Origin of the sequence: Metabacillus flavus, assembly GCF_018283675.1 — a bacterium.
Lineage (GTDB): Bacteria > Bacillota > Bacilli > Bacillales > Bacillaceae > Metabacillus_B > Metabacillus_B flavus.
Genome location: NZ_JAGVRK010000001.1, coordinates 1,468,133 through 1,488,435, shown reverse-complemented (window position 1 = coordinate 1,488,435; position 20,303 = coordinate 1,468,133). Strand labels below are relative to the sequence as shown.

Genomic DNA, 20,303 nt, shown 5'->3' with positions numbered 1-20,303 from the left:
TATCATGAATTGGCCGTAAGCCGTATAAAAAAATGCATCTAAAAAAATTATTGAAGAGCTGCCTATTCCATTCTGTACAAATTTGGATAATGGATTCATAATTCAATTGGATAGACACTTTATTTTAAGGGAGCAAAAGACATGAAAGACAGTAAAAAAGGACTCGTCGTCACAGGCCTCCTGCTTGGAATTTTGATGGCTGCAATGGATAACACAATCGTGGCGACCGCTATGGGAACCATAGTAGGCGATTTAGGGGGATTGGACCAGTTTATCTGGGTAACGTCAGCCTATATGATTGCCAGTGTTGCCGGGATGCCTATATTCGGCAAGCTATCCGACATGTACGGCCGAAAAAGGTTTTTTATTGCGGGATTAACCATTTTCATTATTGGATCCATCCTATGCGGAACTGCTCAGGATATGGTTCAGCTTAGTATTTACCGTGCCATTCAGGGCATTGGCGGAGGCGCGCTTATGCCTATTGCATTTACGATTATGTTCGATATTTTCCCACCTGAAAAACGCGGCAAAATGTCGGGTCTGTTTGGTGCTGTTTTTGGAATATCAAGTGTATTCGGTCCGCTTCTCGGCGCCTATTTAACGGATTTTCTTAATTGGCGCTGGGTATTTTACGTAAACATTCCTCTTGGCCTGATTGCCTTTTTCCTAGTAGTTAAATTTTATTTTGAATCTCTTGAACGCAGGAAGCAAAAAATTGACTGGGCGGGAGCTTCTCTGCTGGTAGCTTCTGTATTATGTCTCATGTTTTCACTTGAGCTTGGCGGAGATGAAATTCCATGGAATTCACCGTTAATGGCAGGTCTGATCGGCGGTTTTGCCATTTTGCTTATATCCTTTATCTTTGTTGAAAGAAAAGCCTCAGATCCTATCATTCCATTCGATTTATTTAAAAACAGGCTGTTTGCCTCAAGCCAGGCAGCAGGATTCTTTTACGGGGCCGCTTTTATATTAGGCACAATATTCATTCCAATTTTTGTACAGGGTGTTTATGGAGGATCTGCAACCAATGCTGGGTTGATACTGATGCCGATGATGCTTGGAAGTGTTGCCGGCAGCCAGGCAGGGGGAGGTTTCGCATCGAAGACATCCTATCGCAGCCTGATGCTGATCTCAGCTGTTCTATTCATTGCCGGTCTGTTTCTTCTTGGTACGCTCTCTGCGGATACTCCAAGGTTATATTTAACTATTTATATGGTGATTTTAGGGCTTGGCGTTGGATTTTCCTTCCCTCTGCTCAGTATGGCATCTGTGCATGGAATCAGCATGAGACAGCGCGGAACAGCGAACTCTACGAACGCCTTTTTTCGTACAATCGGCATGACCCTTGGTGTAACTGTATTCGGAACTCTTCAAAATAACCTCTTAATGGATGAATTGAAAAAAACGATGCCTGACTTTGAAAAATTCAGTCCTACAGGAGATTCACGAGCCATGCTTTCACCTGAAGCAAGGGATCAAATGCCGCCGAATGTCCTTTCTGCCATTCAGGATGCCATGGCTGGATCTATTGCGGAAATGTTTATGTGGTCACTGGCTGCAGGTGTGCTTGCTCTCGTATTTGTTGCACTAATGCCAAATGCCAGATTGGAAGTACCCGGTATCAGGCAGCAGAATAAGAAAACTCCTGTTAAGCAGGCTAAATAGTCATTGAATCAATGGGGCTGTCTAAAAAGCCTTGCCAGAGCAATATTATGAAAACCCGGAAACGCTGGCTTTCCGGGTTTTGTTTTACATTAAGGATTACGTTTGTTTTTTAAATTTTTCTTTATCGATATTTGGTAAGGCTATTGGAGCGTAAATCAGCGAAAACCAATCCAATTTCAAACAGCGAAAGCTGCTTTGAAAACTGCTTTCTGGACAGCGCCGTTTTATAGCAAGCACATTTTCTTTTCTTTACATAAAATTAATATAATATTGTCGAGCCTTATAGTAAAATAGTAGTAATTAAGGTATAACGTGAACTAGTCAAGGAGTCATGCTCATGATAAAGATTGGAGATATAACCGAAAAAGCGCCGGTTATTACAGGGGATGTCAAAACCCAAACCGCCGGAACCATATTTGAAGAACAGCCGGCCGCCCAAGGGATTGTTGTCTTAAAAAATGACCGCCCAATTGGACTCGTGATGAAATCCCGCTATAATCATAAGCTTTCAGCCAAATATGGCTACGATCTTTTTATGGGTCGCCCTATTGAGTTAATTATGGATTCCAAGCCTTTGATCGTAGACCGTGAAGACAGCATAACCGAGGTTAGCTCTCTCGCCATGAACCGCGAAGAGCAGCATCTTTATGATTACATCATCGTGACTTCAGAAGGTAAATACTCCGGAATCATCAGCATCAGGAATCTCCTCATCAAATTTGCAGAAGTCCAAGCCGATCTTGCCACGTGGACGAACCCGCTTACTGGTTTGCCCGGAAATGTGCTCATTGAGCAAAAGCTTAACGAAATCATCAGTACGGAGCATCCTTTCTCCCTCCTTTATGCAGACCTGGATCATTTTAAAGAATATAATGATTTGTTTGGATTTAAGAGAGGTGACCTTCTTATAAAAGAGACAGCCAATATTCTAATCAAATATCTTTTTTTCAAAAATAACGAAAACGCTTTTTTGGGCCATATTGGCGGTGACGACTTCCTGGCCGTTGTACCGCATTTCGACTACGAGCAGCTTTGCAAAAATATTATCAATGAGTTTACTGTTGTGGCTAAAAAGTATTATGAAGAGGAGGACTGGAACCGCGGATATACCGTTGGGCTATCCAGAAAAAATGTATATGAGGAAATTCCCCTCGTAAGCCTTTCCATCGCAGTTGTAACAAATCAAACGATACGATTTTCATCAAGCGAGGAATTGAGCAACGCGGCTGCACAGACCAAAAAGAAGTGCAAATCAATTCATCACAGCTGCTACTTTCATTATTCACCGAAGCAAAAAATCCACACGTAAATTCAGGCGGGCAAACACCCATGATTGGGGTTATGCATAGGGTACATTGACTACACTTTCCCTCAAGAAGGAGGAAATTTATGTATCCCTATTTAGCAAATCCCTATGATTTTTATCCATACGCTCCTAATCCGTATGATGCATATTCCTATGCTTTCGAACCATTTGACCGTCAAATGATGCCTCCACCGCCACCACCGCCAGGAGGAGGCGGATTCCCCAGCCAAGGACAAGGGCAGGGACAGCCTCCAGGTCCTCCCCCTGGTTTCACACCTCAGCAGCAGGCAACTGCGTTTGCTGTTGATCCGGGTGGAATTCGCAGGTGTTTATTCAGAAACACTTATGTATGGCTGAATAACGGGCAGCAATTCTGGTTCTATCCGACATTTGTCGGCAGAAATTCTGTAGCGGGATTTAGATGGTTCCCTAGGTACAGACAATGGTTTTATTTTGGAATTGATCTTCGCCAAATCAGTTCATTTACTTGCTTCTAAGCAGACAAAAAAACAGGCTGATCTCGCCGATCAGCCTGTTTTTTTCGCATCTTAATCGCCTGTCAGTCCTGTATTTTTCACGGTATCCCGTTTCATATCAAGGAGTTCGAATGCTCTTTCAACTGCCGCTTTTCCGGAATGCGCATAATGCATTTCCACGGTTCTCCGTTCATCGAGATAGCTGCCTTCAAATGCAGCATCTTTTATTTTAGCGGCCCAGCCTCCGGACGTTTCAACAATAACCACCGGCTTACTGTTCATGTATGCGGCTGACAGTTCACCGAGAGTCCCGTTTCCTCCCCTAATCATAATGATGGCATCACAGGAATGAACGAGAATAAGACTGCGGTAATCAAAGCCCAGGCCTGTCGTGATAGGGACATCCAGGTAATCATTTGCAACATCCGTCTTGTCTCCCGCTAAAATACCGATGACCAGCCCCCCTGCTTCTTTTGCCCCCTTTGAAGCATGCTCCATTACCCCGCTCCCGCCGCCTGTGAGGAGAACAGCCCCTCTTTTCGCAACCTCAGCTCCTGCTTCCTCTGCAATTGTGCATATTTCCTCAGGAATAACCCCAGATTGACCGATAATCGCTATTCTAATCATAATGGCCCCCCGCATTGATCTATTATCTTTATTATACTTGAAATCAGCAGCTTTTTTCACGCGCGCACATGAAAGTCACCTTTCTTTTACCAGTAAAATAATTCGTGGAACTGGTCATCATAATCAAAGAAAGGAGGCGTCATCATGACGAAGAGAAACCGCAAATCCAAATCCGGGCTGCAGCATGCAAAAGCAATTACCGATACAGAATTTTCTGCTGAAGCGAAAGCATCTGATCCAGCCGCCAGAAAATCACACCCTCCAGCTAAATAAAAAAATTCGGTCTCTCTAAACGTGAGACCGAATTTCTTCTTCCATCTTCTTCACTTTTTCTTTAAACTCTTCTCTTCGCTCAGCTTGCTCATAGATTTTTTCCATTTCAGCTTTATAAAATTTCATATGTTCTAATGTCATCGCATTAAACATTTCGCTTCTGAGCTTTACAACAAGTATTTTCTCTTCCGGTGTAAGATAGGCATCATCTGGAAGCACAATTTTCACCTTCTTAAGAGGGATAATTACTTTTTCTGTTTAAGAGATCTGACTACAGCTTCGATTTTTTATAACGAAGCCAGCCGACCTTCCAAAAGAAGCCAATCATGAGCAGCGCTATGACAATCATGATGCCTAAAACGATAAAATAACTGTTTCTCCCCTGCAGCTCCGGCATGTATTGGAAGTTCATCCCGTAAAGTCCTGCGATAAATGTAAGAGGAAGAAATATGGAAGACATAACCGTTAGGGTCATCATAATCCGGTTCATTTTATCAGAACTTATGGAAAGATAGCTGTCTCGAATATCTGCAGTCAGTTCCCGATTTGCATCAATCATTTCAACAAGCTTAAGCAGGTGATCATATACGTCCTGCAAGTAAATCTCTTTTTCCTTCAATCCGCTCAGCTTCGTTGAAGAAATCATTCTGTACAATAAATCCCGCATCGGAATAATGCTTCTTCGCACACTGGACAAATCTGTACGTATGGTAAAGACCTCTTCCATAATTGAACTGATTGTTCTTTCTTCCGCTTTATCCTCCAGCGAATTTAAAACGTCCTCTAGACGGTATACGGGAGGAAAGTAATCGTCGACAAGTTTATCCAGAATTTGATACATAATCTGGAGCGGGCCTGCCTGCATGACAGGGTCCTTTTTGACGCGCAGAAACATATTGCTGATTTCCCTAATAGGTTTTTTATGAAAGGAGACAAGATATTGATCGCTTACAAAGAGATCAACTTCCTCTGCATCAAGGGTTTTCTGATGAATTGCATGAAGAACAAGGAAAAAATATCCATCGTAAAAGTCCATTTTTGGTCTTTGGGTAAATTCAACACAATCCTCAATCGCTAAAGGATGAAAGCGGAAAAATTTTGAAAGAAGCAGAATTTCTTTTTCAGTAGGTTCCTGAAAATCAACCCAATACCACCTATAATCCTCTTTCTTTAAAGAACTTAGCGGCAAATCGTATACAACATCTCCTGTGTTAGTTATGGCTACAGTCCGTATCATTTTCTCCAACTCCGATTTACAGTTTTACTCCATATGAATTTACCCTTTCATGCTGGAATCAAACCACCTTCTTTAAGTATACATAGGATTGTGTTCCATTGTAAGGAGGATTTAGCAGCGAAAAAGTTTATCTATACAAATCCCTCATAAGATTTGTTAAAATGAGACATAAGCACGAGGAAGAAAAGGTGATTGTATGGAACATTTAATCCAGCCAAGAGTGAAAGAACTTGAAATGTCAGGAATCCGAAAATTTTTTAACTTAGTGGCAGACTACGATGATGTCGTGTCTCTAACAATTGGACAGCCTGATTTCTTCACTCCCCATCATGTAAAAGCGGCAGCTAAAAAAGCAATTGACGACAATTTTACTTCTTATACCCATAATGCAGGGTTTTTAGAGCTTAGAAAAGCGGCCAGCGATTATTTATTTAAAAAATATAAGCTCTCCTACCGCCCCGAGGATGAAGTGATTGTGACTGCCGGGGCCAGCCAGGCAATTGATCTTACTCTGCGGACCATTTTAGCTGAAGGCAGCGAGGTCATTTTGCCGGGCCCGGTTTATCCAGGCTACGAGCCAATCATTAAACTCTGCGGGGCTATTCCGGTCCACGCAGATACGACAAGAACTCAATTTAAGCTGACGGCTGAGCAAATTGAAGCGCGTTTGACAGATAAAACCAGATGCGTCATCCTGCCGTACCCCTCTAACCCTACTGGTATGACTCTTGAAAAAGAGGAGCTTGAGAAAATCGCTCAGCTGTTAAGAGGAAGAGAGATTTTTGTTTTATCTGATGAAATATACAGTGAGCTGGTATTTACCGAGGCCCATCACTCTATAGCATCCATGCTCCCCGAGCAGACCATCGTCATTAACGGGCTTTCTAAATCCCATAGCATGACAGGGTGGAGAATTGGTTTTGTATTTGCCCGTAAACAGATTGCAAAGCATATGCTGAAGGTCCACCAGTACAATGTTTCTTGTGCTTCTTCGATTTCCCAGAAAGCTGCATTTGAAGCGCTGACAAATGGAATAGATGATGCTCTGATCATGCGCGACCAGTACCGGAAAAGAATGGAATATGTTTACGGCCGGCTTATTAAGATGGGAATTGAAACAGCGAGGCCTACAGGGGCTTTTTATATTTTTCCATCAATTAGGAAATTCGGACTTTCTTCATTCGATTTTGCCCTCTCTCTTGTAAGCGATGGCGGAGTGGCTGTCGTTCCGGGGAGTGCTTTTTCAAAACATGGCGAAGGTTTTGTGCGAATTTCTTATGCTTATTCAATGGAAGAGCTCGAAAAGGGAATGGACCGACTGGATCACTATATCCGCAATGTTGTTCAGCCGATTTAATGCAAAAGAGGGACGCTCATTTTACCGGGCGTCCTTCTTTTATTGGAAAGCAGATAGTGAAGGTTGTTCCTTTCCCCTTCTCACTGATAAGACTGACCTTTCCAAAATGGTTTTCAATAATGTTATACGTAATCATTAAACCCAGTCCGGTCCCTTTTTCTTTTGTAGTAAAAAACGGATCTCCCATCTTTTTCAGGACGGCTTCGGGAATGCCCTCCCCTTCATCCTGAACGGTGACTTTAATTTGATCTTCCATCAAACTTGTGCAAATTCTTACTGTCCCTCCCTTTGGCATGGCATCAATTGCATTTTTGATTAAATTGATGAAGACCTGTTTAAGCTGGTTTGGATCTCCAAAAAGGATGGATTCATTGTCAGAATGGATGGTTTCAATAAATACACCGTTCAAATTTGCCTGAGTCTCAAGCAAGGTTGTTACTTCTAAAATCAGTTTTTTCAGATTGGTTTTAATAAACATGCTGTTTTGAGGCTTCGCCAGCACCAGAAGCTCGCTTAAAATAAGCTCAATGCGGTTTAATTCGCCAAACACGATATTAAAGTACTGATCACTGCTTCTTTCATTTGTTCTCATTAACTGCAAAAAGCCTTTTATGGCTGTGAGGGGATTTCGAATTTCATGGGCAATGCCTGCCGCAAGCTGCCCTGCTACAGATAATTTTTCGGACCTGAGCATCAGTTCTTCAGTTTTTTTCTTCTCGGATAAATCCCTCAATATCACCTGCACGGCAGGCTCTCCGAAATACGAAGTTGGAATGCAGACCATTTCTGTATAAATCAGCCTGTTTTCATACGTTCTCCAGATGACTTCCCCGATTTCCGAATCAGATTGTCCAAATAGAACTTCGTTTAGCAAAGCTTGCGCTATCTGCTGCTGTTCGGCCTCCATGAAATTGCCATAGTTCTTGCCGAGCATATCCTGATAGCCGGAAGCCTGAAAGAGCTTAACACCGGATTCATTGATAAAGACCCATTTGTTCCGATGGATAACCGCAATGGTGTCCAATGAATTTTGAATAAGCCTCTGATAGCGTTCACGGCTTTTCTGCAGGATTTTCTGAAATCGTTTGCGGGCAGAGATATCAAGCAGGACAACAAGTTCAGCCCGCTGCTGTTCGTATTGTATGGAAGAGGTCTTCACCTCTATTTCAATTGGGACCCCATCGAGTCTTCTCCACGTTTGCTCCACAATGCCGATCTTGCCGCCTTTTTGAAGCCGTTCAATTCGATTGCGGAATATTTCTTTATATTCATCGTGAATCAGCTCAAGAGAATTGAGGCCAATTAATTTAGAATCATCTGTCCCGGCATTCAAAAGACCAATGGCTTCCTTGTTTGCATACTGAATGATTCCGTTAACGGTGATTAATAGCGGACTCGGCAGATTATTTAAATAACTTTTTTCATCAATTCCATCCGTATACACATTTTTGTGCTCAGTTGGGATTATCTGCTTTCCGTCACAAAGGATCACCTTCAGAACAATCTCTTCACGGTCTGCATCCCCAACCACACTCTGAATATAATCCAGTGTAGCTTCTGCCCAGGCGAAATCTTCTCCATATCCCATCCTGAAAATACACGGATACATATGATGCTGATTCTGCAGGTAGCTTACAAGTGTCTGAACATCATCCCTATGTACGTAGTCAACAAAGTATTTGCCAATCAGTTCTTCATTCCTAAAGCCAATTAAATCAAAGGTATTTGCGGAAGCATACAGTATTTTCCCATTTGCATTAAGTACCGTGTACAGGTAGTCTGTTTTTTCCCTTTGCTGATCCATGGCTTCCCCCCCTTTTCGGAAAAGCAATCAGATGAATCCTTTTATCTTTGTTCTTTTTTTTAAAGCTCTGATAAATGTATCGGCTGATTTCCGCTATAGCATAATGATAAATCATCCGTTATTTTAGCAGAGCATTTTGTTGTTAAGAGCTCTGTTAAACTTGGCTGCTGATTTCCGCTGCGGGCGGTGAGCCTCCACTCCAATCAACAGGTGTTAATAAATTACCACCATGCTTTAACTTAGCCTTATTAAGAAAACACCTTCTGCGCTAATAGGCTTAATAACTATAAAACATTCGAGAAATGATTGCCGAATCCTTCAAATACTTTCAAAATTTTCCCTTATTATAAGAACAGATGCTCACGTACTTTTTTGAAAATCAGCTAAATGCTGCGGGAAGCGAATCAGCTTTCCGTGTGCTAAGAAGAGGATAGGCAGAAAAAGTGCCGTCCAGAAAGTCGTATTTAAGTCTGTTCTCGTAAACTTTGCGCTTTAAAATGGGACGGGGGTTGGCTGACTTCCCCTGCAGGACCGGGCTTATCCTAAGCGTGCGGTGAGCCTCCCCAAGCAGCTGCGCCTTTCCCCTCGAATCAGCCTACTGCATTTTGTTCAAAGCACATCATTGAAAAACATCCTCGAGACAATAATAAAAACCCAAGTTCACTCAGCGAGTGCTCTTGGGTTTACCATTCGGACATTTCCTCTCACTAGGGCTTTTTAGACAGCCCAATTTCTTTCTCCATTAATTCATTCATTAATTCATTCCCTTATATTCACCCTGGTTTTTAGACGCCTTTTCCTTTTTTGCCTTCTCATGATGAAGCTCATTTACATGATGGCTTCCAGATTCATGAGCAAATTCTGTATCCGACTTTGCAGAGTCAAACCCTTTTTTATTTTTTTGATCTGCATCATGTTTCTTTGTGCGCTTAGCCATTATCATTCACCTCTTATTCGTGATGTGAGTGTTCAATTTATTTTGCAGCTAATGAGCCGGGAATATAGTTGGCAAAAAAAAGAACCGCAGGGAGATGCGGTTCGGCTCATGATTTCGTTTACGATTCTTTTGTTTCTTCAATTTTAACTTCTGACATATTTTCCTGGCCCTTGTATTTCTTTTCAAGCTCTGTGTAGGCTTTCATTAATCGGTCAGCGATGACTCTGCTTGCAGTTGTTGCAGATGATTTCTCTCTGACTCCAGGAACAGTGACACTGAATGCAACCTTAGGATGGTCAGTCGGGTAATAACCAACAAAGGTAACATTGCTCACAGGCTGTGCTTTAATTCCCATTTGAATATTTGTATAGAAGGATTGGGTCGTACCTGTTTTTCCTGCTACATCCAGTCCCTTAAAGTAAGCTCTGGCTGTACCTTTGGATCCTTTCGTAACAAGCTTCATGCCGGCCTTAATCCGTTCAATTTCATTTTGGGTGTTGTTTATGGCATTTAGGATTTCAGGTTCTTTTTCAACAACGAGCGGTCCAAGCTTGTTTTCATTGATCGGTTCATGAATGGATTTCACCACTCTGGGCTCTATACGGTAGCCGCCATTGGCAATTACAGAAATGTACTGCGCCATTTGCAGAGGCGTGTACGTATCGTATTGGCCAATAGCAACGTCAAGCAGCAGTCCTCCGACTGTATCCGGATGCGAACGCTGTCCGTGTGCTTCGCCCGGCAAATCGATGCCTGTGGGCACTCCCAGTCCGAACTGGTCATTTAAATTCCTGAACTTCTGCAATGCAGCAGGTCCAGCCGGAAATTTGCCGTTCGGTACATAAGGGATATCGGCAATTTCCATCGCAGTCCGGAACATGTAAACGTTCGAACTTACTTCCAGAGCTTCACGGTCATCGACCCAGCCGCTTGGATGCAGGGATTTTTTCGGTTTTGCACCTTTTAGCAAAATCGGTAAACTATCATTAAATGAAGTTCCAGGCTGAAGACCTTCCTGGAAGCCTGCCAAAAGCGTCGCACCCTTAACGGCAGAACCCATTTCATATTGGGTTGTGTAGGCTCCATATGAAAAATCATAATACTTTTTCGAGTTATAGCGATCATACCCTTTTCCTGCCATCGCGATAATATCGCCTTGGTAAGGATCCATCATGACAGCAAATGCACGATCTGCATATGGGCTTACAGCCACTACCTTTTTCAGCTCTTCTTCAATGATTTTTTCTGCTTCCTTCTGCAGTTCTGCATCAAAGGTTAGCTGAAGATCCAAACCTCTTCTTCCCGGATCGACTACTTTTTCTGAAATGGTGTTTCCGTTTTTATCTGTCACATATTCGATTTTCGCCTTACGGGGATTTAAGTATTCTTCATATTGATATTCAAGTCTTGATTTACCGACACGGTCGTTGCGGGCGTATCCGCGTGCTTGATAATACGCTTTACGCTCCTGCAGAATTCCCTGAGAGGAAGAAGTGACTCCGCCCAGGATGCTCACTAGTGTATCGCCATAAACATAATTCCGGTTCCAGTCCGTTATGATATTGATTCCAGGCATGGATTCGATGTTTTCAGAAACTCTGGCCATTTCGTCATTGGTCAGCATATTTTTAGCGCTTGGCATCTCATCCTTTGGAGGTGCCTGTGATTTAATCACTTGAGGCTCATATTGGTATCCCGCTGAAAACCGTTTAAAAAGTACAGCCATTTCGAGCTCTTCCGGATTATTGCGGATCTCATCTACTTCATTGCCGGGCACCCGCTCTACCTGCAGCTTATATTGCTCCTTGCCGCTCTTCTCCAAATCCTTTTCAGTTAGAAGGGTTTTCGCTTCTTCTTCATGGGAAGCAAGCCAATAATCGCGGATATCGCGCTCACTTTCCTGCCCGGCTGTATATTGAAGGTCTTTTTCTTCAACCTCAATATATTCGGCTAATTTTTTAGCTGTCTTCAGCTTATCTGCTGTCTTCGTGCTTTTTTCTACTGTATAGGTAATTGCAGGAACACTTATGTTATCCACTACAACACGGCCATACCGGTCATACATTTTACCGCGCGGTGCCGGATAGGAAGAGATATTTGCTTCCGTTCTGGAAACTTCCTTCGTATACTCTTCCCCTTTCACAATCTGAATAACTCCGAGCCGAATGATGAGGAGGGTAAAAATCAGGAATACACCAAAGAAGAAAATGTTGATTCGAAATTGCCGGGATCTTTTCAGCTTTCGATTCTCAGAGGAATTAGCAGCTTGCTCAGTCAATTTATTGACTCCTTTCAAAATTTATATCTATATCAAGGGCAGTTTTGTAAAATAACATTCCTATTGTAACACTTACGTAACAGTTGTCATATGTCGAACGGCCTATTTTTAGTGTCAACATTAAATTCAATGAAATAACTTCAAACCGTTGAATTTTCTGGAAGCAAAACACTATCAAAAAATCCTTAACTTACTTAAAGAAAGTTCTGCAAACCATTGGAAAATAAGAGATTGAGAGAAAAGGAAAATACTGTTTCAAAACCAGCGATGTCAATGGAAAACGGTGGTTCTTATATTACGAATCTAGCGTGTTATGATGAGTTTGTGCAAGAGAGCAACACGCAAAAACAAAAACAAACATTTTTTAGGAGGGCTTTAACTTATGAAGAACACTACTAAGAAATCTTTCATTATATCAGTCGCAGCGGCGGCAGGATTCGTAACTTTCGCTGGAGGCAACCCGGCAAGCGCACAGGAGCTTTCACAGCAGAACGTACAGGCTAAAGTAACGCAGCTTAGCGAGAAATTCAATATCAGCCCGGAGCAGGTTCAGCAAGCAGCTGAAGGCAACGGCAGCCAAAAACAAATTCAAGAACAAGTTCAGCAGCTTCTTGGCAAACAAGCACAAGCAGCTCAAGGACAGCAAGCTCAGCCTAATCAAGAGCAGGCACAGAACAGCCAAGGTCAGCCATGCCCTGCTGGACAGCAGCCTGAGCAAAAGCAAGCACCTGAACAGGCTCAGCCGAAAGAAGAAGCAGCTCCAGTTCAAGGTGAGCAAGCTCAGCCTAAGCAAGAAGCTCCAGCTCCAGCTCCAGCTCAAGGACAGCAGCAAGCTCCGGCAAAAGAACAGGCTTCTGAGCAGCCTAAGCAAGAAACAGCTAAATCCGGCGCTCTAAGCGAATTCGAACAGCAAGTTGTTGAACTAACAAATAAAGAGCGTGAAAAACAAGGTCTTAAACCGCTTGCAGTTGATGAAAGCTTAAGCAAAGTAGCGAAAGAAAAATCTGCAGATATGCAAAAGAACAACTACTTTGATCACAACAGCCCAACTTACGGATCTCCGTTTGATATGATGAAAAAATTCGGCATTGAGTACCAAACTGCCGGTGAAAACATCGCTATGGGACAAAAATCTCCAGAAGAAGTTGTACAAGCTTGGATGGACAGTGAAGGGCACCGCAAAAACATCATGAACCCAGAATTCACTCATATCGGTGTCGGACATGTTGAAGAAGGCAACTACTGGACTCAGCAGTTCATCGGTAAATAATAGAGTTTGAGATTATCAGACAGCCGCTTTTCAGCGGCTGTTTTTTTTGTTCTTTTTATGATAGTTGTTCCTGTTTCCAAAGCTTATATAGGGCATGTGTTCCGCTGTTTTCCTCCCCAAGAGCTTCAAGCTTCTCGTATAAGGAGAGGGCTAAATCAAGTCCTGGTGCTTTCATTCCGAAGAGCTCGGATTCCTCTTTGGCAATTCTCATATCCTTTATAAAATGCTTGACGTAAAATCCGGGTTCAAAATTGCCATGAAGCATGCGCGGTGCCAGATTGCTGAGAGACCAGCTTCCCGCTGCCCCTGTTGAAATGCTTTTTAAAACACTCTCCGGATCCAGCCCTGATTTCTCCGCATAGGCGACGGCTTCGCAAACCGCGATCATTCCTGCAGCAATCGCAATCTGGTTGCTCATCTTTGTATGCTGCCCGGATCCCGCTTCCCCTTGATACACAATATTGTTCCCCATTGCTTCAAAAAGAGGCAGACATTTTTCAAAAGCCTGTTTGTCTCCGCCAGCCATAATCGCAAGTCTTGCTTCTTTCGCTCCAACATCTCCTCCGGAAACGGGAGCATCCATAGCATACAAGCCTTTTTCACGGGCTGTGTCAGCAATCGTTTTGGCTAAAGAAGGCTTGGATGTGGTCATGTCAATCAGGTGCGCTCCTTCTTTGGCTGATTGAACAATTCCGTTTTCCCCAAGATAGATATTCTCCACATCATGGGGATAGCCAACCATCGTGATGACAAAATCAGCGTTTTGCACGGCTTCTTTTACTGTCTCCGCCCAAAGAGCCCCCTTATAAAGAAGCTCTTCCGCCTTCTCCTTTGTTCTTGTATAAACAGTCAGCTTATAGCCTTTATCCATTAAGTGGCCTGCCATGCTTTTCCCCATTACACCTGTTCCAATAAAAGCAACCGTTTCAGTCATCGTCTCTTCCTCTCAAATATTTTTATACGGATTTAACCATACCGCCATCAACAAGCAGGGTTTGTCCCGTTACATATGTATTAGCGCCCGATAATAGGAAAACGGCGTAGTTAGCAAACTCCTCAGGTTCTCCATATCTTCCTAAAGGAATCATCGCTTTATTTTTTTCCGTCATTTCCTCAGCCGTAATCCCTTGCCTATCAGCAGAAGATTCATCAAGATAGGCTACCCGATCTGTCGCAATTCTGCCGGGAGCCAGCGTGTTGATAAGGATATTGCGGGAAGCATATTCCTGTGAGAGGGTTTTTGTCAATCCGACAATACCCATTCTAAACGTATTGGAAAGCAATAATCCTGAGATAGGCTCTTTTACAGAAGATGAAGCGATATTGACAATTCTGCCACCGTTTTCTTTCATAAAAGGAAGAACCTCCCGGATAACTCGGACATAGCTGAGAAGATTCAGTTCAAATGCATCATACCAGTTCTCATCTGTCAATTGGTCAAAGGATCCAGCTGGAGGTCCGCCGGCATTATTCACCAGGACATCAATCTCTCCAAACTCATCTACTGTATGTTTAACGAGATCTTTAATTTGTTCAGAATTGGTAATATCACATTGTTTACTGATGATCCGGCCATCTCCAATGTAAGCAAGCTCCTGCTGGACTTTCTCCAGTTTTTCAGCGTTCCGGCCGGTAATTACAACGTTCGCGCCTTCTTGAGCAAGTTTTTTGGCAACGGCTTTTCCAAGCCCCTGGCTCGAGGCAATGACAAGAGCTGTTTTATGCTGTAATTCTAAATCCATCTTTACCACCCCTTGATTTTAATAGGCTTTTTTCCAATTTTTTTTGAAAAGGAGCCCTTTAATACATTAATCTTATCACACCCTAACCGCTCCGGATATTGCGGTGCATTATTCCCTTCTAGAAAAAAGACAGCCGTTATAGCTGTCTCATCATGTAAAATATTCGATTTTCGCCTGAGGAAAATACTGTTCAATATAATCTTCGAGCGTATCTCTGAGTTCTTGTTCCTCGTCCTTTTGATAAATATATTTCCCTATGCCATACCGACCCCACTTATAGCGCCTTTCCTCTTCGCTCATCTCAAGCTTTGTTTTTGGGTAATTTTTTTCAATCACCCGTTTTGCAGGCTTCGTAAAACGGTGCTGGATCATTTCAAATGTAATATCCTGAATGGCATCCTTCGGCAGGGATTCATGAAGCTTAACAAAAAGCTGTTTATACCCCTCCTGCCATCCTTCATGTATATAAATAGGCGCTACAATAAAGCCTAGCGGATATCCTGCTCTTGCCACCTTAACAGCTGCCTCTATTCTCTGATCAAGCGGAGAGGTGCCCGGTTCAAAATTTTTAATAACATAATCCGCATTTATACTGAAGCGAAAACGGGTTCTCCCATTATGATTTGCATCAAGCAAATGATCAACGTGATGAAATTTTGTGACAAACCGCAATTGCCCAAGATCACTCTGGCCAAAGTATTCAATTGCTCTTTTCAAAGAGTGGGTCAGGTGGTCCACGCCTACAATGTCAGATGTACAGGATGCTTCAAACCTGGTAATATCAGGTGCTCTTTCCTTCATGTATTCATTTGCCTGATCCAAAATCTCTTCTACATTTACGTACGTTCTTATATACGGCTTGCTCCCCATTGTTGTTTGCAAATAACAATAATGGCAATGTCCCATACAACCAGTCGCAAGCGGTATGGCATATTCGGCGGAAGGCTTGGATGTATCGAATTTAAGAGTTTTCCTCACTCCGATAACGAGGGTTGATTTAGCATTGCGGTATTGCTGAAGATGATTCTTCCCGGGTATATTTCTAACCTGATTGTGAGATGTTGTTTCCCGGATTTCAAGTCCCATGTTTTCAAACTTCTCTTTCAATTCTACTCCGAGCGGATAGTCAAGAGCCCTGGGCTCTATGTATACAAGCTGCGGAACAAACGGTTTAACCATGATTGCTTCCTCCTTTATTGACGTTCATTCAGCCTTCATATTGGTTATGATTAAACAGCTCATTGTACAGTTGTTCCGCTTCTTCATAGGAAGAGAAAACCGCATCATCCGGCAGAAGCTCGTGATACGTCTCATATAAGAACAGTGCGACGTCATTTTCATCTTCCGGATGCTGCACTACTTCAGCCTCTTTAATGACGGCTACATTCGCTGTATGGGGATTCCGGTAAATAACATAGACGGTGTCTCCCGCTTTTGCCTGCTGTCTGTCCATCGCTGCTGTCAGCTCCTTTGCTATTCGTCTGTCTTAATCTTTGCGGATAGCGGAGATTTTATGATGATGCCCGATAAAAAAAGGAACTGACGTTTAAAGTCAATTCCTTTTAAGGCAGCGGGAGATAAAGCTTCACCGTCGTCCCTATCCCTTCCTCACTCTCAATAACCATCGAACCGCCATGCTGATTCATTATTTTTTCAGTAATGACAAGACCTAGACCTGTCCCTTTTTCTTTTGTAGTAAAGAATGGTTCTTTAATTTTCTTTAAAACGTTTGATGGAATTCCTTTTCCGCTGTCCTTGATAAGGAGAACAACCTTTCGATCCTCTGTCTTTTTCAAAGAAACCTTAATAACACCGCCATTAGGCATCGCATCACTGGAATTTTTCAAAAGATTAATCAAAACCTGCTTAATCTGATTTCCATCTCCATTTATTGAAAATGACTGAATTTCGCTAATCTCAATCACAATGTTATTAAGAGCCATTTCAGAACCGAAAAAAGTAATAGTTTCATTCAGGATATCCCTTAAATTAAATAATTTCCGAGTTACGGATTGGGGTTTTGACAAAATGAGAAACTCACTGACAATTTCATTAAGCCGTTTAAGTTCAGCAAGCATGATCTCTGTATAAGGGTAATTTGCCGGTGCATTTTCATGGAGCATCTGGAGGAATCCCTGAAGAACGGTAAGCGGATTTCTGATCTCGTGAGCAACACCTGCCGCCATTTCGCCAGCCACTTTAAGCTTTTCAGCTTGTATCAGCATGAGTTCCTCTGTTCTCCTCTCAGTCACGTCGCGGATTACTTCAGAGTGGGCAATTAGTGCGCCCTTGTCACCATATATAGGGGAAACAGCCACTTCCACTTCTACGAGGGCCCCATCTCCAGTCCGATCCGTGCGGCTGATCCTGTTTTCTATCCTTACGTGTTTGAAGTCATCAAGGAATGCATATTCACCGTGCGGATAGACCTTGCCTTTAAGATCACTTTCCTTCATTTGATATAACTCTTCAAACGCAGGATTCACAGCTGTAACTCTATATTCAGTATCAAGCAGGGCAATGGCATCTTTACTTTGGGAAAAAAGCAGTTCCAGCTGCGCTTTGGTTGATTCAAGGGTGACAGCCATTTCATCCTTTTGCTCATTCACCTGTTTCCAAAGTTTCCCGAGGAACTGAAGATAGTAAAGCTGGAAGAAAAGCACCAGAATCGTGAACAGCATATAATAGGCAATTTCTTTTCTTGTTACACTCTGCAGCAGCACATCATAATCGGAATAGAAAAAAAACATTTGCGCCGATGCTGTAAAAAGGCCTGAAAAAATCAGGATTCTGCGGTCCTGGTAGATTGTGCTTACCAAGATCGGCAAAACAAGAAACATGATATTAACAAAGGATGGAACCGTTAGATTCAGCATGAATAAATAGCTGTATAAAAGAGCAATAAGCGAGTACATCTGCCATACCGGATACATCTTTTTTTCGGTAATAAATAAGAAAACAAAAGGAACACCAAAAAAGAGGCACAAGAGCCAGTAATTCCTAACGCCATCAATCGCGTAGATAAATCCAAGATCCAAAATGTAAAAAAGACACAGCAACCTAATTAAAAAGCGGTTCCTTTTTATAATTAACTGCTTGTTATCCATCGTAAAACCTCTTCTTCATCAGATTAATCGCAGTCAGACCTGTCATCCCTTTTTCATCCTTCAAATGTATGAGGATTGAATAGAGGCAGTATCTAAAATCCCGTTCATATGTATATGATTATAGTCATTATATCAGTAAATTCTATCCAATAGCCCATTTTTCTACAAAAAATGCAAAAAAAAGACAGGCTTTCGCCTGTCCTGAAAAATGGTCTTACTTTACGTTGAAAGTTTTCTTTACAAAATCAATAACCTCTTGCGTCGTTTGCATTCCAAGGATCTGTTCTTTATGAGAAGCGGCTTCTTCTTTGGAAAGGTTAAGGATTTGTGTTCTTGCCGGCAGAATGGAAGTGGCACTCATTGAGAACTCGTCCAGTCCCAAACCGAGAAGAATTGGAATTGCAATTGGATCTCCAGCCATTTCCCCGCACATACCAACCCATTTGCCCTCTTTATGCGCCGCCTCAATTACAAGTGTGATTAAGCGCAGGATTGCAGGATTGTAAGGCTGATAAAGGTAGGATACCCGTTCGTTCATCCGGTCTGCAGCCATTGTATATTGCACAAGGTCGTTTGTTCCGATGCTGAAGAAATCTACTTCCTTAGCAAATACATCAGCCATAACAGCTGTGGATGGAATCTCAACCATAATTCCGATTTCAATGTTCTCGGATACTTCTGTTCCTTTAGACTGAAGAGCAGCTTTTTCTTCAAGAAGAACCGCTTTCGCCTGCCTGAATTCATCAAGAGTTGCAATCATCGGGAACATGATGCGAAGGTTTCCGTGAACACTTGCACGAAGCAATGCGCGAAGCTGTGTTCTGAAAATGTCCTGTTCCTCAAGGCAAAGGCGGATTGCACGGAAACCAAGGAATGGATTCATTTCCTTCGGAAGGTGAAGGTAAGGAAGCTCCTTATCTCCTCCGATATCAAGCGTACGAACAACGACAGGCTTGCCTTCCATATTAGTCAGAACTGCTTTGTAAGCTTCGAACTGCTCGTCCTCTGTAGGAAGCTGATCGCGCCCCATATAAAGGAATTCTGTACGGTAGAGTCCAACTGCTTCTCCGCCGTTTTCAATGACCCCTTTAACATCTTTAGGAGTACCAATGTTTGCAGCAAGCTCAACGTGCTGTCCGTCTTTAGAGACGGTAGGCTCGTTAACAAGCTTAGCCCACTCCGCTTTTTGAGCTTCGTGTTTCTTCTTCTTCTCTTCATAAGCAGCAATCGTTTCAGCAGATGGATCGATGATAACATCTCCGCTAAGTCCGTCTACAATAACCATTGTTCCATTTTCAATTTTCGCTGTCGCTTCTTTCGTTCCGACAACAGCTGGAATTTCCATAGAACGGGCCATGATTGCTGAATGAGATGTGCGGCCTCCGATATCCGTAGTGAAACCAAGTACATACTGGCGGTTTAATTGAGCAGTATCAGAAGGAGTTAGATCTTCCGCTACAATGACAACCTCTTCAGAAATAAGAGATGGGCTAGGAAGCTCTACGCCAATCAGATGCGCAATGACACGTTTCGTTACGTCGCGGATATCCGCTGCACGTTCCTTCATGTATTCATTGTCCATTGATTCAAACATGCTGACAAACATGTCGGCTGTCTCTTTCATTGCAAAATCAGCATTGGAAGCTTCACTGCTGATTTTATCTTTAACTGGATTTAAAAGCTCTGGATCGCTTAAAACAAGCAAGTGAGCAGCGAAAATTTCTGCTTTGTCTTTTCCAAGTTCTTTTAAAGCATGGTCTTTAATTTTTTCAAGCTCTGATTTTGATTTTTGAATAGCTTCTTCAAACCGGCGAATCTCTGCATCCTGATCCGCAACTGTTGTTTTGGAAACAGTAAGCTCTGGTTCTTCAAGGCGATATGCTCTCGCAATCGCAATACCGGCAGAAGCTCCGATACCTTTAAGCTCGAGCATTATTCTCCTAGCCCTTCGTTTTTCATTGTTTCTTCAAGAGCAGAAATAGCTTCGCTTTCATCAGAACCGCTTGCAGTGATTTTGATTTCAGAATCCTTTGCAATACCCAGTGACATAACACCCATAATGGATTTAAGGTTTACTGTTTTACCGTTGTATTCAAGGTTAATATCTGCATCGAAACGGCTAGCCGTTTGAACCAATACTGTTGCAGGACGTGCATGAATTCCGGATTCCGCAGTTACTTTAAATGTTTTTTCAGCCATGTTAATCTTCTCCTTTATCATT

The 20,303-nt window shown here is 42.6% G+C and carries 19 protein-coding genes; 6 read left to right on the top strand and 13 right to left on the bottom strand.

The features are described from left to right. Nucleotides 1-141 precede the first annotated feature (141 nt). The 3 genes from J9317_RS07685 (at nucleotide 142) to J9317_RS07675 (ending at nucleotide 3,471) form a co-directional block, all read left to right on the top strand. The gene (locus J9317_RS07685) at nucleotides 142-1,668 is read left to right on the top strand and encodes an MDR family MFS transporter (protein ID WP_211557609.1); all 1,527 of its coding nucleotides are present in this window, start codon (nucleotides 142-144) and stop codon (nucleotides 1,666-1,668) included. Nucleotides 1,669-2,005: 337 nt separating this feature from the next. Beyond that, nucleotides 2,006-2,977, top strand: coding sequence for a GGDEF domain-containing protein (locus tag J9317_RS07680; protein WP_211557608.1), 972 nt, complete (start codon nucleotides 2,006-2,008; stop codon nucleotides 2,975-2,977). Nucleotides 2,978-3,057: 80 nt separating this feature from the next. Beyond that, nucleotides 3,058-3,471 carry a hypothetical protein gene (locus J9317_RS07675; RefSeq protein WP_211557606.1) on the top strand — a complete coding sequence of 138 codons (414 nt, stop codon included), beginning with the start codon at nucleotides 3,058-3,060 and terminating at the stop codon, nucleotides 3,469-3,471. A gap of 51 nt (nucleotides 3,472-3,522) precedes the next feature. Here the strand turns inward: J9317_RS07675 and J9317_RS07670 are convergent, their stop codons facing one another. Further along, nucleotides 3,523-4,077 carry a TIGR00725 family protein gene (locus J9317_RS07670; protein ID WP_211557604.1) on the bottom strand — a complete coding sequence of 185 codons (555 nt, stop codon included), beginning with the start codon at nucleotides 4,075-4,077 and terminating at the stop codon, nucleotides 3,523-3,525. Between the two features lie 144 nt (nucleotides 4,078-4,221). On the opposite strand from J9317_RS07670, the gene J9317_RS20795 reads away from it, so the two are divergent. Continuing rightward, nucleotides 4,222-4,350 (top strand): hypothetical protein, encoded by a 129-nt coding sequence (locus J9317_RS20795; protein ID WP_284143261.1) that lies wholly within the window; start codon nucleotides 4,222-4,224, stop codon nucleotides 4,348-4,350. Nucleotides 4,351-4,365: 15 nt separating this feature from the next. On the opposite strand, the gene J9317_RS07665 is transcribed toward J9317_RS20795, so the two are convergent. Both J9317_RS07665 and corA read right to left on the bottom strand, forming a co-directional pair. Beyond that, nucleotides 4,366-4,569, bottom strand: coding sequence for a hypothetical protein (locus tag J9317_RS07665; protein WP_211557602.1), 204 nt, complete (start codon nucleotides 4,567-4,569; stop codon nucleotides 4,366-4,368). A 52-nt stretch (nucleotides 4,570-4,621) separates the two neighbouring features. After that, the gene (corA, locus tag J9317_RS07660; RefSeq protein WP_211557600.1) at nucleotides 4,622-5,587 is read right to left on the bottom strand and encodes a magnesium/cobalt transporter CorA; all 966 of its coding nucleotides are present in this window, start codon (nucleotides 5,585-5,587) and stop codon (nucleotides 4,622-4,624) included. Nucleotides 5,588-5,783: 196 nt separating this feature from the next. Between corA and J9317_RS07655 the strand changes: the two genes are divergently transcribed. Next, a complete protein-coding gene (locus J9317_RS07655) occupies nucleotides 5,784-6,944 on the top strand; it encodes an aminotransferase A (protein WP_211557598.1) in 1,161 nt (386 codons plus the stop codon). 16 nt (nucleotides 6,945-6,960) lie between these two features. Here the strand turns inward: J9317_RS07655 and J9317_RS07650 are convergent, their stop codons facing one another. The 3 genes from J9317_RS07650 to J9317_RS07640 form a co-directional block, all read right to left on the bottom strand. Further along, complete coding sequence (locus J9317_RS07650) at nucleotides 6,961-8,748, bottom strand: PAS domain-containing protein (protein ID WP_211557596.1); 1,788 nt, start codon at nucleotides 8,746-8,748, stop codon at nucleotides 6,961-6,963. Between the two features lie 754 nt (nucleotides 8,749-9,502). Continuing rightward, complete coding sequence (locus J9317_RS07645) at nucleotides 9,503-9,685, bottom strand: hypothetical protein (protein ID WP_211557593.1); 183 nt, start codon at nucleotides 9,683-9,685, stop codon at nucleotides 9,503-9,505. 118 nt (nucleotides 9,686-9,803) lie between these two features. Next, nucleotides 9,804-11,963, bottom strand: coding sequence for a peptidoglycan D,D-transpeptidase FtsI family protein (locus J9317_RS07640; RefSeq protein WP_211557592.1), 2,160 nt, complete (start codon nucleotides 11,961-11,963; stop codon nucleotides 9,804-9,806). A gap of 382 nt (nucleotides 11,964-12,345) precedes the next feature. On the opposite strand from J9317_RS07640, the gene J9317_RS07635 reads away from it, so the two are divergent. Continuing rightward, complete coding sequence (locus J9317_RS07635) at nucleotides 12,346-13,233, top strand: CAP domain-containing protein (RefSeq protein ID WP_211557591.1); 888 nt, start codon at nucleotides 12,346-12,348, stop codon at nucleotides 13,231-13,233. 55 nt (nucleotides 13,234-13,288) lie between these two features. Here the strand turns inward: J9317_RS07635 and J9317_RS07630 are convergent, their stop codons facing one another. From J9317_RS07630 to J9317_RS07600, 7 genes are all read right to left on the bottom strand, one after another. Then, nucleotides 13,289-14,167 carry an NAD(P)-dependent oxidoreductase gene (locus J9317_RS07630; protein ID WP_211557590.1) on the bottom strand — a complete coding sequence of 293 codons (879 nt, stop codon included), beginning with the start codon at nucleotides 14,165-14,167 and terminating at the stop codon, nucleotides 13,289-13,291. Between the two features lie 22 nt (nucleotides 14,168-14,189). Continuing rightward, the gene (locus J9317_RS07625) at nucleotides 14,190-14,975 is read right to left on the bottom strand and encodes an SDR family oxidoreductase (protein ID WP_211557589.1); all 786 of its coding nucleotides are present in this window, start codon (nucleotides 14,973-14,975) and stop codon (nucleotides 14,190-14,192) included. 150 nt (nucleotides 14,976-15,125) lie between these two features. Then, entirely contained in the window at nucleotides 15,126-16,154 is a 1,029-nt protein-coding gene (splB, locus tag J9317_RS07620) for a spore photoproduct lyase (RefSeq protein ID WP_211557588.1), read from the bottom strand. A 28-nt stretch (nucleotides 16,155-16,182) separates the two neighbouring features. Beyond that, a complete protein-coding gene (locus J9317_RS07615; protein ID WP_211557587.1) occupies nucleotides 16,183-16,428 on the bottom strand; it encodes a transcriptional regulator SplA domain-containing protein in 246 nt (81 codons plus the stop codon). Nucleotides 16,429-16,537: 109 nt separating this feature from the next. After that, complete coding sequence (locus J9317_RS07610) at nucleotides 16,538-18,082, bottom strand: ATP-binding protein (RefSeq protein WP_211557586.1); 1,545 nt, start codon at nucleotides 18,080-18,082, stop codon at nucleotides 16,538-16,540. A gap of 214 nt (nucleotides 18,083-18,296) precedes the next feature. Then, nucleotides 18,297-20,015 carry a phosphoenolpyruvate--protein phosphotransferase gene (gene ptsP, locus J9317_RS07605; protein ID WP_211557579.1) on the bottom strand — a complete coding sequence of 573 codons (1,719 nt, stop codon included), beginning with the start codon at nucleotides 20,013-20,015 and terminating at the stop codon, nucleotides 18,297-18,299. Then, nucleotides 20,015-20,281 (bottom strand): phosphocarrier protein HPr, encoded by a 267-nt coding sequence (locus tag J9317_RS07600; protein ID WP_035407000.1) that lies wholly within the window; start codon nucleotides 20,279-20,281, stop codon nucleotides 20,015-20,017. The genes ptsP and J9317_RS07600 overlap by 1 nt, the downstream gene beginning before the upstream one ends. Nucleotides 20,282-20,303 lie beyond the last annotated feature (22 nt).

Bases quoted from the DNA above. Each gene is read 5' to 3' on its own strand.
- J9317_RS07625 (WP_211557589.1), bottom strand. From the start codon at position 14,975: ATGGATTTAGAATTACAGCATAAAACAGCTCTTGTCATTGCCTCGAGC.
- ptsP (WP_211557579.1), bottom strand. From the start codon at position 20,015: ATGCTCGAGCTTAAAGGTATCGGAGCTTCTGCCGGTATTGCGATTGCG.
- corA (WP_211557600.1), bottom strand. From the start codon at position 5,587: ATGATACGGACTGTAGCCATAACTAACACAGGAGATGTTGTATACGAT.
- J9317_RS07670 (WP_211557604.1), bottom strand. From the start codon at position 4,077: ATGATTAGAATAGCGATTATCGGTCAATCTGGGGTTATTCCTGAGGAA.
- J9317_RS20795 (WP_284143261.1), top strand. From the start codon at position 4,222: ATGACGAAGAGAAACCGCAAATCCAAATCCGGGCTGCAGCATGCAAAA.
- J9317_RS07650 (WP_211557596.1), bottom strand. From the start codon at position 8,748: ATGGATCAGCAAAGGGAAAAAACAGACTACCTGTACACGGTACTTAAT.
- J9317_RS07635 (WP_211557591.1), top strand. From the start codon at position 12,346: ATGAAGAACACTACTAAGAAATCTTTCATTATATCAGTCGCAGCGGCG.
- J9317_RS07655 (WP_211557598.1), top strand. From the start codon at position 5,784: ATGGAACATTTAATCCAGCCAAGAGTGAAAGAACTTGAAATGTCAGGA.
- splB (WP_211557588.1), bottom strand. From the start codon at position 16,154: ATGGTTAAACCGTTTGTTCCGCAGCTTGTATACATAGAGCCCAGGGCT.
- J9317_RS07680 (WP_211557608.1), top strand. From the start codon at position 2,006: ATGATAAAGATTGGAGATATAACCGAAAAAGCGCCGGTTATTACAGGG.
- J9317_RS07630 (WP_211557590.1), bottom strand. From the start codon at position 14,167: ATGACTGAAACGGTTGCTTTTATTGGAACAGGTGTAATGGGGAAAAGC.
- J9317_RS07645 (WP_211557593.1), bottom strand. From the start codon at position 9,685: ATGGCTAAGCGCACAAAGAAACATGATGCAGATCAAAAAAATAAAAAA.
- J9317_RS07615 (WP_211557587.1), bottom strand. From the start codon at position 16,428: ATGGACAGACAGCAGGCAAAAGCGGGAGACACCGTCTATGTTATTTAC.
- J9317_RS07610 (WP_211557586.1), bottom strand. From the start codon at position 18,082: ATGGATAACAAGCAGTTAATTATAAAAAGGAACCGCTTTTTAATTAGG.
- J9317_RS07675 (WP_211557606.1), top strand. From the start codon at position 3,058: ATGTATCCCTATTTAGCAAATCCCTATGATTTTTATCCATACGCTCCT.
- J9317_RS07685 (WP_211557609.1), top strand. From the start codon at position 142: ATGAAAGACAGTAAAAAAGGACTCGTCGTCACAGGCCTCCTGCTTGGA.
- J9317_RS07600 (WP_035407000.1), bottom strand. From the start codon at position 20,281: ATGGCTGAAAAAACATTTAAAGTAACTGCGGAATCCGGAATTCATGCA.